This window comes from Burkholderia sp. AW33-5, assembly GCF_053427615.1.
In genome coordinates this window covers 1-10,852 of sequence record NZ_JBSAXA010000046.1, presented here as the reverse complement: position 1 = coordinate 10,852, position 10,852 = coordinate 1, and the positions used below count along the sequence as shown (strand labels likewise).

Sequence of the window (10,852 nt, the reverse complement as noted above, 5' to 3'; positions counted from 1 at the left end):
TGACGCGAATCGCGTGACAAGCTCGATGCATTGGAAGAGGACGACAATGATACCTATGAGGCAGCCGAACGCTTCGACGCCGCGATCAGACAGATCGAAGCCGCGATCCGCGCCCTCGAAATCTGTGTCGTCATATGAGCTACTGCGCACATGGTGCAAGCCGGTGCGTCCGTGATCGTGGGCCCACCGGGCGAACCGATCATCGAGCGCTGTCTGGTGCGACACAAAAACAGTCCGGCCCTCGATGCGGCCGGCGCGAACGGCGCGCAATACCAGAACGGCGGGTTGCTCGTCGGCGCCGCGCGCCGCGTACATGCAGGCGAACCATCCTGGCGACGACTCGACCGGCGCGAACGACGCGAGCTATATCGCCGAACGCATGCGTGTGTGCGGCGCGGGCATCAACGACACGCTCGGTCCGGCGATGGTCGGCTTCGACCGACGCGCCGTCGTCGACGTCGAACCAGGTGGCCGTGCGTCTCGCGCTGTGTCACAAGTTCTGAAGCGTCGTCGCCCGCCGTATGCTCATGCGCCCCGCCAGGTGCCTTCACGCATGGAAGTTTAAAATGAAGCGTCGCTCCTGAACTGCTCTCGTGGAGACGGTTTCATAAAGTCTGCCAAGTCCGTCGCAAGACTTTCCAGCAGATCATACGGCTTCCATTTTGCTTGTCGGGAACACGACCGACAGGCAACTTCTTCAACAGCCTGAAGGACGAACGATTTCCCGCCGCGTGCTACCATCGCTCAACCCTGCTTCTCCCGAGCGGTTCCTTCCGGACCGGATCAAAGACGCATCGCATCGCGATCAGCACATTCCGGCGATGATCAACGGTAGCGGCGCCTCCAGACCAATCCGCGCGAATCGGATCGCCGGAACCAACCAACTGCCTGCCGCAAGCATCATCAATTTTCAATTGCATCACGCCCCAGCACGCCGGCTGCTCCCATCAATTGCAATCTCGCCGAATGCCACTCGGACACGCATCTCGCACGCTCCTGCAACGCATCCGATAATTCCTTCTCCGTGGACAACAACTCGACAATGTCTGCTGCCCCTTTCGTATAACGGGAAGTCGAAGATTCTACGGATGCACGTGCAGTATCGAGCAATTTCTCGGACGTATCGAGATTGGCCAGCGCCGATGCCGCGTCGGCATGCGCCTTGATCACAGAGGCCTGGATCTGATGCACGGTATCGTCGAATTGCACCGAACTCTGTTCAGCCTGGGCCGCTGCCTGCTGAATTTTATATTGGCGCGCAAAACCCTCGAACAGTGGAATCGTCAGTGTGACACCAATCGTGCTTACGTTACTGCGCTGCGGCTGCAACCCCTGATTGGGGTAGCCATTTTGATAGAGATTGGCGGAAAAATCGATCGTAGGGCGCCCTTCCGCGCGAACTTGGTCGATTTTCGCCCTGGACGCATCCCACTGAGACCGGGCGGCGAAAATGGCCGGATGAGCTTCCGTCGCCTCGCGCAACCACGCGTCGAGATCACCAACCGAATCGGCGCCCCTGACTGCCGGCATCCGCGCAAGGTCGATCGATCGATTCACCGGCAAGCCGATGTCATAGACCAGCATGGCAAGCGACTTGACATATGCCTGGTTCGCTCGTTGCTCATCGAGCGTCGCCTTGGCCAGCGCCGTCGTTGCCTGGAGTACATCACTTCGACCAACGGCCCCCAACTGCTGTCGATGAAACGTCGTGCTCAGCGTCTTCCTGGCAAGTTCGGACGACTCCGTGCGCGCCTCATTAGCCGCGCGCGCGGCCAACGCATCGAAATAGGCGCCGACCACGACAGCGAGCGTCTTCTGGACAGCCGCATCGCGTGATGCAAGCGCGGCTACCAATGATTGATTGGCGGCTTTCCGGTTCGCAGCACGGGCACCAAAATCGAATATGCGCCAATTGAACCCGACGAATCCCGTATGCCCGGTGACCGTACTGTTGAACAACGCGTCACCGGGGTACTGGGTGCGCGTCTGCAGTTCCGACATCGTCACTGAAACGGTGGGCAAATACGCCGCACGAGCCTCGCCGAGCACCCCCGACTGGAGCTTGATCGTCGCCCATGCAGCCTTGATCTGAGGACTGTTGCAGAGCGCCAGATCGACGACCTCGCCCAATGCAAGCGGATGATCCAAAAGCGCGCCATCGGGACAGAGAACCGGTCTCTGATCGCCCGGCAATGTGCTCTCCCCCAGATCGAGCGTCGGAGGGCGTGCGTCAAGAGGATCGTCAAGCCACCTGGTCCCGCTCCAGGCACTCGCGGACATCAGCATGAATCCGCACGCGACACACATCACGACACCAATACGCATCTTCATGTCATTACGTCGCCGTCTATCGTTCATGCAAACTTTCCTTCTCGCCTCGAATCAGCGGCGACAGCACGTATTCGATTATGCGACGCGTACCAGTCTTGACCTCAACTGTCGTGCTCATGCCAGCATCGAGCGTAACCGACTTGCCATCCACGCTCATCGTATTTCGGTCGAGCGCTACCCGGATCGAATAGTTCAACCGCTTCTTGTCGTCCTCGATCGAATCCCTGGAAACATGCGTTACGCGGGCAGGGGTGGTTCCATATCTCGTATAGTCGAATGCATCGACCTTGACCCGCGCCGGCATCCCTTCCCGTAGGAATCCGATATCCTTGTTTTCCACGGAAGCCTCGACTTCGTACGTATCGTGTAACGGGACGATCTGCATCAGGGGCTGGGTCGGTGGCACAACGCCGCCGATAGTATGGACTGCGAGTTGCTGAACGGTTCCATCGACCGGTGCAACGAGCTTGAGCAGTTCGCTATGAACCTCCGCGCGGCGAGCGTCCTGTGTCGAATCGCCCAGGATCTTTTCGCCTTCGTTCAGACTGTCTTGAGCCGTGCGGCGCGTTTCTGCAGTCAGCACCGCTTTCTGATTTCGAGCATCGGCCAACTGTCCTTGAACGTCGACGCGCGCCTGCTCCTTCTCGAGATATGCATGACGTGAGACGTCATCGCTTTCCAACAGCTGGGCATAGTCGTGAGCGCGTCGACTCACCAACGGCAAAAGCAACTCGTAATGTCGAATATCGCTGTCGTACCGATCGCGCTTTGCAACGTAATCACGCCACTGCGCAGACAAGAACCCCTGGCCTTCCTGCCAACGCACGTGTGGCACTCCGACGACTGGAGGCATTTGGGGTGCTTTGCCAGAATCGAGTGAATCGAGCAAGGCGCGCGCACGCGCGACCTGCAAACGAGCCACCTCCTGATCACCGAGCGCACGATCGCGCTCGCTATCGCTCATCCGGGAATCGAGATCGAGAAGCGGATCACCCGCTTTGACGAATTGCCCCTCCGCGACATGAATTGCACGCACGCTGGCGACTTCGACCGATGCGATCGTCTTCGTGTGCGCGGACGGAATGATCTTCCCCGTGGCGACCACAACAATATCGATCTTGCCGAAAACCGACCAGAGGAGCAGCACGGCGATCAGAAGCATCAGGACCCGTGCCACAAGACGCCCCACTGGCGATACCGGCTGGGCTTGAATGGAAAGCGCGGCCGGCAGGAATTCTGCCTCATGGGCCTCGAAGCGAGGCAGGGTCAGCGTGCGCCTGTTACGCCACGCATGCCCGAGAATTTCAAGATATCGGCGCGACAGATCGCGTAGCGCCGCCATCCGATGGTTCCGGTTCATGCATCACTCCCACGCTGTTGAAGCCCGTGGAAGTGCGTATAAATGCCATCTGGATTGGATAGCAACGCATCGTGCGTGCCAATTTCCGCAATTTGACCGCGCTCCATCACGACGATGCGATCCGCGTCGCGAACCGCGGACAAGCGATGAGCAATGATGATGACGGTTCGGCCACGGCAGATTTCGCGCATGTTCACCTGGATGATCTTTTCCGACTCGTAATCCAATGCGCTCGTCGCTTCATCGAAAATGAGGATGCGCGGATTGGTCAACAGCGCTCGCGCGATCGCGACCCGCTGCCGTTGCCCGCCGGACAGCCCGGTTCCCTGCTCGCCAACGATCGTGTCATAGCCTTCCGGCAATTCGCAGATGAATTCATGCGCGCCCGAAAGCTTCGCGGCGGCGATGATTACCTCGAGTGGTGCAGAAGGATTCTGCAACGCGATGTTGTCGCGAACCGAACGACTGAAGAGCGTATTCTCCTGGAGCACCACGCCGATTTGCTGGCGCAATGAAGCCGCATCGATCACCGCGATGTCCTGTCCATCGACCAGTACACGGCCGCGATCGGGAATGTATAGACGCTGAACCAGCTTCGTCAGAGTGCTTTTCCCTGACCCCGACCGTCCGACAATTCCGATCACTTCGCCCGGTGCGATGTTCAGCGACAGGCCGCGGATCACGTCTGCGGCATCGGGGCGGTAACGAAATGCCACCTGATCGAACGCGATTCCGCCTTCGAGTCTGGGTAATCTCGATTTGCGGCCGACAACCTCGGTCCGTGCGTTCAGAATGTCGCCCAACCTGGACATCGATATGCCGACCTGTTGGAAGTCGTTCCAGAGCTGCGCGAGTCGCAAGATCGGCGTCGACACTTGGCCAGCGAGCATATTGAACGCCACCAGCTCGCCAACGGTCAGCCTCTGGTCAATGACGAGCGTGGCCCCCCACCACATGATCGCGGCGGTAACCAGCTTGCTGACGAGCGTAACGCCGCTACTGGCAATCGTCGCGACGTTTGTGACGGAAAGCCCCGCAGCTACGTAGGCCGCCAGTTGTTGATCCCACTTCTGAATCCAGCGGGGCTCGACGGCCATGGACTTGACCGTGTCGATTCCGGAAATGGACTCGACCAGGAACGATTGATTCTCCGCATTTCGATTGAACTTTACGTCTAGCCTTGACCGAATAACCGGCGTGAAGGCGGCCGACAACAGGATGTAAACAGGAATCGAAATCACGACGATGAGTGTTAGGGGCGGGCTGTACCAGAACATCACCATCAGAAAGATGATCGAGAACACCAGATCGAGGACGACCGTCATCGCGTTTCCGGTAAGGAAACTCCGTATGTTCTCGAGTTCGCGCACACGGGCAACCGAGTCGCCGACACGGCGCGCCTGAAAATACGCGAGCGGCAGGTTCAGAAGATGTCGAAACAGGCGGGCGCCCAGCTCGACATCGATCTTGCTGCTCGTATGTGCAAATACCCAGGTACGTATGCCGTTGAGTGCGACTTCGAACACGATTGCGCCGACCAGACCGAAGGCAATGACATTGAGCGTGGTCATCGCATGGTTGACCAGCACCTTGTCCATGATGACCTGAAAGAACATCGGTGTAACCAGGCCGATCAACTGCAACGTAAGCGAAATCAACAGGATCTCGCCGAGCAGCCGTCGATACTTGACGATCACCGGCACAAACCAACTGAAGTCGAATTTCGCGAGCTGTCCCGCATAACTGGCCTTGCTCGTGCAAAAGATCAACTCTCCGGACCACTGCGCGAGAAAGTCCTGAAGCGCGACAAGTCGCGGCGGTTGACCCGCACGCTGTATCAGGAGGTTCACCGTTTCGCCATTTTCAACGTATTTTGCGACGATAAAGGCGCGGCCATGAGTATCGATGCCGATTGCGGGCATCGGCGCGGTCTTAAGTCGATCGGTCGGGTGACGGACGAGCTTCGCGGACAAACCAAGGTGCTTCAAAGCAAGCAACGTCGTCTGGATATCGAACGGTCGGTGGCCGAATTCATGGCGAAGCTGCGCCTCGTCCGCTGGCACTCCATGCACGCTTGCCATGATTAACACGCACACCAGCGCCTGATCCACCGCTCGCCCGGCATTCTGGGCGGTCTCGTTCACGGGTGACGCATCTAACATAGGACTCTGAAGATAAAAGGTGGAAATCCATGAACGCGTGGAGGCCGTGTTTTCGACACCGGGCAACGACACGAATGGGCAACGGAGCACGAGCAGCGAGCAGAAAATTTCAGCTTGTCGCCAGCCGAACCGACCAGAATTCGGTTATCCCATATCAGTCTTGATCGGATAACTCAATCATTTACTCTCGCGTGTTGCCTGATTCAACAGATATTCAATCATGCCATGCGGGTATTGAGAGTTATTGTTTAGCTTACGATCCCAGTCGCCCCAACGGGCATCAAAGGCATCTGCGTAGAGAAATCCGTAGACTCGGTCTCCTTGCTTGGCTTGCCATGGCTTTCCCGCCTGATTCTTGTGAATTGTCGTAATATCTGGCGGAAATTTTGTGTGAACAAATTCAATATGCGTTTTATTCCCGGTAATGTAGGGCTCTACAAAAGCCAGTGATTTTCCCAAGCTGCCGCCGCCAGGTGTCTGCCATCCATAAAGATCCGCGATGCCCGCTGACTTGAGTGCTTGAGCAAGTATCAGCAGTGCCCCCAGGTCGTACAGGTGATAGCCAAGGGCATCACGGTCTCTAAAATCGAGCGTGCTTCCGTCGGCGAACAAGCTCTCCTCCATGACTTCCATCGCCGTCTCTTTGACCCATTGCAACGAAGGTGCATCGTCCGCGGCAGTTGCGGCGACACCGGCCGTGGCGAGCGCCCACGCCATCCAGTTATCGACACGATGGTTATGTTTTGCCCAATTCTCCATACTGCTGACATACCGCATCATCCAGGCAGCGGTCTGTTGTTTTTCACGCTCGGTCAGCGCGCTGTTAATCTGCTGAATCGCAATTGCCGCATCAACAATTCGCTGGTCCTTAAGTGGTATTCCACTGGGCTGATCGGTCGCTGCCCAATCAAGCAAGGCGGGCTTTACAGTGTCAAGATAACGCCTATCTCCGGTGAAGCGCCACGCATAGGCAAGCGTACGCGCGCCACCAAAGCTCTCGGGCTTCATTGGATGTGCTTGCTCGGAGTTCATTGCGGCCCCGACAGCAGCGAGGCGGCTCTGCAGAAGGCCACGCGCACCAGGATTCCTTGCGACAATTGTCTGAACGGTTTGCCATTCCGTATTGTCGGGAAACATACCAAATGCCCTGGCGTCATTCGAGAGTGAAAAAAATATCATGGACATGGCCAATCCCATTAACCCACGAAATATTCCATTTAATGAAATTGACGACATTTTCCTCAAATCCAATATGAATTATTTTAAAAAAACTTCCACCGCAAAAACATTCTACCAATTTACCGAGCATTTATTCTCGACGAAATCATGGTGTACTAGGCGCGATCTCGTCACGGCCACCATCACATGTGCAACAACATGCAGGTAGATCTCCGATCTCGCCGTCATCGCGATGGAGGGGGGCTTGCGGAACTCGCTCGATGTGAATGTCACACAAGCCCCGGCAGCATGCTTCAATCGACTTGCCGGTTTTTAATGAGCATGCGCAAGAATCGGCTGGTTGGAGTTGAAGTACTGGCCATGCAGCAACCCCGATTCGGCGGCCTGTGCGGGGGAGTGGAGGCTCGCCATCGCTTGAACCAGTTGCTGCGCATGAACCGGGCCGGCTGCTCCAGCGTTGTCGGCCGGCCCCTGCCCGTTCGAGAGCAAGAAGCAGTCACCAGCCGAGTTCAGGGTATTCAACTGTGCCGCGGACAGTTCGACGCGTTCGTTCCCACCACCCCACGGATTCACCAGGATATAGTCCTCGTTGCTTGCATCGATACCGATACACGCATACATATGGCCACCGACCAGCCCCTCGGCACCGCGGTTCGAAGCAAACAGCACATCCTCATGTGCGGCCAATGTCGCGGAAACAGCGGTATACGTCGTGCCGCCGGCAGAGAGCGTTGCTACACTGTCCAGACCGGCATAATTGGTGCTCTTACCGGTAAAGGACTTCAATGGCGCGTCCCAGCCTCCATTCGCGATCGTGTTGTAGCTGTTCCCACCTCCCATGGAATAGGCAATTCCATTGGCCTGGGCTTCGATATAGGCTTTCTCGATCAAGCCAGCCCATATCGTACCGTCGCTGTCAAATGCACCGGTATAGGTCGGAAGCTCGGAGTCCACGGTAACGTAGCCGACACCAGTCGGGTTATAGAACCGGACGCTATAGGTGCCGTTTGCATTCTCGGAAATCATCGACTTCAATGCGGCAGGGTCCACTGCCGCTGTTTCGATGAGTGCCGCCACCAGATAACAATCGCCGTCGTAATAACCTTGGTGGACACTCTGGTATGCATTCGCGATATTTTCCGGGAACAACGGCGACGATTTTTTGCTAGCGAGGTGATCTCCCGACAGCGCAGTAGGATTGTCGGCCCCAAGAAACCATTTATCAGTGAGCGCATTGAAATCCGATGCGCTCGATCCCGCTTTCAATCCACCGTGGTTCATGCTGTTGAGCAACGAACCAACATACGATGAAGCGCCATCGATCGTCTTGACCGCGGTGACAAACGCATCGAATTCAGTCAATTGAGCACTCGACATTCCATTGGCACCGATCGTCTTAGCAAATGCCTGCAACGCACTCAAAACACTGGAATAAGACAACTGGCTTTTCGTCAGATAGCTGGGTTGCGCCGTCGCAAGCAGATCGAGCATCGCCACGTGCCCCTGATCGTCGATTGCACTCAGTTGAGCAATGTTGAGCGAAGCTACCTGATTAGACGTCAGGCTCTGCACCTGCGCGGTGGTCATGTGGTAAGGGTTGACACCACTGTACTGAGTCGCCGACAGGTCGGACAGCACGGTATGTCCGTTTGCATCGGCTGCACCCAGTTGCGCGGCAGTCAACATCCCGGCCTGACTGCTTGTCAGGCCCTGCACCTGCGCCGTAGTCAAATCCGAAAGGATATTTTTCCCATTGGAATCGGTCGCGCCCAACTGCGCCTCCGTCAGGCCGCCAACCTGGTTGGCGGTAAGGCTCTGCACCTGCGCCGTCGACAATGCCGAAATGACGAGCCCGCTGATTTGCCATGACGCCAAGCTCGCCAAAACGGTGAGACCCTTCGCGTCCTTCGTGCTCAGTTGAGTAGCGGTAAGGCCAGCGACCTGTTTGCGGCTCAGGCTACGTACCTCGCCGATTGTCATGCTCGATACATTGAGTTCCCCGACCTGGGCCGCAGTCAAAGACGACACAACTTTCTTACCGCTTGCGTCGATCGCAGCCAGTTGCGCCCCAGTCAATGCACCCACATGCGCTGCGTCGAGCCCACGAAGCGTGACCATGGAAATCTGCCCGAACGCGGACACCGGTATGGCTGAAAATGCCGTCGACGCGAGTGAATTGAACCATGCTGCCGTCAGCGCGCTCCAGCTCGTGTTGATCGACGGGATCTGCGCTGCAGTCAATCCCTTCACCGCAGTTGAAGTCAGCCATTCCGGGTGCTTCAGCGCTGCAATCTGCCCCGTGTTCATGGCGGCCAACTGGCCTGCAAGCAACCATTGGTAATGGTTCGAATCCAAAATTCCAAGTGCTGAATCGGTAATCCCCTGAATTTGCGACGCAGTCAATGCCTGGAATTCTTGCCGTGAAATTGAATTGAGATTAGCCAAGTCGACCATAATAGCCTCCAAGTAACAACCTGCAATTTTTTCACCGTGACACCCGACTCACCCCAACGATCAGGCATCGTTTACAATAAATCCAAAATCAGCAATCACGACCCATAAACGCCCCTCCCAATAGTCATCGCAGGCGATCGACGAAGAATTTTATCGATCACATTTTCTGATTTTTTCAAAAACTGCCTAGACGCATGATAGGATTTATATTAATTATTATTTTTCTTGATTTCCCCTCCGTTTATTTCATCAATGAATTAGAATTTTAATAATGAGACAGGCCATCTTTGAGACATCAGGGCGCGCGCATGTCTCAGCGTTGGAAACAATCGCCTCGGGGCCCGGATAACGCGGCAACCGCGTGCTGTCTCGACAGTCTGATATTCAATCGCATTCATACCCCCTTTCGGGTACACCTTGCGACTACGTCGAATTCGCTCCAGCAATTCGAATTGATCCGAAACCCCAATTGTTGTCTTCATATTAGCCTCGTGTCGCCAGTTGCCGTTCGCACGAGGCCGGCTCAAGCCTGAACTGACAAGAACCACGACGGAATAACCACTAGCTGCCAGGGAAAGGCTGCACAACTTGCCTTCCATTTCAAAGGGCTGGACAACTGAACGGTGTGCACAAGCACCTGGACTCCCGGTCCGGCGTGAACCCGCACGTGACAACGAAGCCGGGGTACCGCCGTGTTCCGGGCAAAAACAGCCCGATTGACACGCTCATCGATCAAGTCCGGAGAATCGAGTCCGATATCCAAGCTCGGATCGCACACCCGTTCAGGATGACTAATCGGCAATTGTGCTACCTCAAGCTCAGCTATCGATAGCTGATGAAAAGCACCAAGCAACTCATGACCTCGTTCTCTCCGCCCAACCTCTGGATGGCGTGCACCAAGGCACTGACTGCACGGACATGAGCATGCTCCGGAGCCGGGCCGACGCCTTGCGTGCAACCCGCGAATGCTGTTCGGCGTATGCCGGCCGGCTTCACTTCGGGTCGAGATGTTGGCGTCGTGGCGCATTCCGTTCCCTGTCAGGCGATCAAGCACATTCGGTTTGGTTGTGTGCGGATCCTTGCTGGAAGGGAGGTACCACTGGAGAAGCCACCCTGTCCCTCCGATACACCATCGGATCAGGACGGTGTGTGATCGAAGCGTAGCATTCGCCGTGCGAGCCAAATGTCGACGATTCTGAACATTCCGTAAACTGACCCTGAATCAGAATTAGTCCCGGTCGGAAATGGAGATTTCCGGCTTGGTTGAGTTGTCAGGCGAAACGGATGTCCTTGCCTGACGGGCGAATTCGGTGGGTGTCATCCACTGCAATGCGGAGTGGGGACGAACCTCGTTATAGTACGTGCG

6 protein-coding genes and 1 pseudogene are annotated in these 10,852 nt (G+C 56.4%); 1 reads left to right on the top strand and 6 read right to left on the bottom strand.

Annotation, left to right across the window (positions count from 1 at the left end):
• Window positions 1–261 precede the first annotated feature (261 nt).
• Window positions 262–436 (top strand): annotated as a pseudogene (locus ACV22V_RS31835) (porin); the annotation flags it as partial.
• A 467-nt stretch (window positions 437–903) separates the two neighbouring features.
• Here the strand turns inward: ACV22V_RS31835 and ACV22V_RS31830 are convergent.
• From ACV22V_RS31830 to ACV22V_RS31805, 6 genes are all read right to left on the bottom strand, one after another.
• Window positions 904–2,358, bottom strand: coding sequence for a TolC family protein (locus ACV22V_RS31830; protein WP_448016654.1), 1,455 nt, complete (start codon window positions 2,356–2,358; stop codon window positions 904–906).
• Window positions 2,348–3,691: an HlyD family type I secretion periplasmic adaptor subunit gene (locus ACV22V_RS31825; protein ID WP_448016652.1), complete on the bottom strand. Its 1,344-nt coding sequence runs from the start codon at window positions 3,689–3,691 to the stop codon at window positions 2,348–2,350. Before ACV22V_RS31825 ends, ACV22V_RS31830 begins: the two co-directional genes overlap by 11 nt.
• Window positions 3,688–5,853, bottom strand: a complete 2,166-nt coding sequence (locus ACV22V_RS31820) for a type I secretion system permease/ATPase (RefSeq protein WP_448016651.1) — start codon at window positions 5,851–5,853, stop codon at window positions 3,688–3,690. The genes ACV22V_RS31825 and ACV22V_RS31820 overlap by 4 nt, the downstream gene beginning before the upstream one ends.
• A 177-nt stretch (window positions 5,854–6,030) precedes the next feature.
• Window positions 6,031–7,038 carry an alginate lyase family protein gene (locus tag ACV22V_RS31815; RefSeq protein ID WP_448016649.1) on the bottom strand — a complete coding sequence of 336 codons (1,008 nt, stop codon included), beginning with the start codon at window positions 7,036–7,038 and terminating at the stop codon, window positions 6,031–6,033.
• 306 nt (window positions 7,039–7,344) lie between these two features.
• Window positions 7,345–9,486, bottom strand: coding sequence for a C2 family cysteine protease (locus ACV22V_RS31810; RefSeq protein WP_448016648.1), 2,142 nt, complete (start codon window positions 9,484–9,486; stop codon window positions 7,345–7,347).
• Between the two features lie 1,228 nt (window positions 9,487–10,714).
• Window positions 10,715–10,852, bottom strand: a 138-nt coding sequence (locus ACV22V_RS31805; RefSeq protein WP_448016655.1) for an integrase core domain-containing protein, incomplete at its 5' end; no start/stop codon positions are given.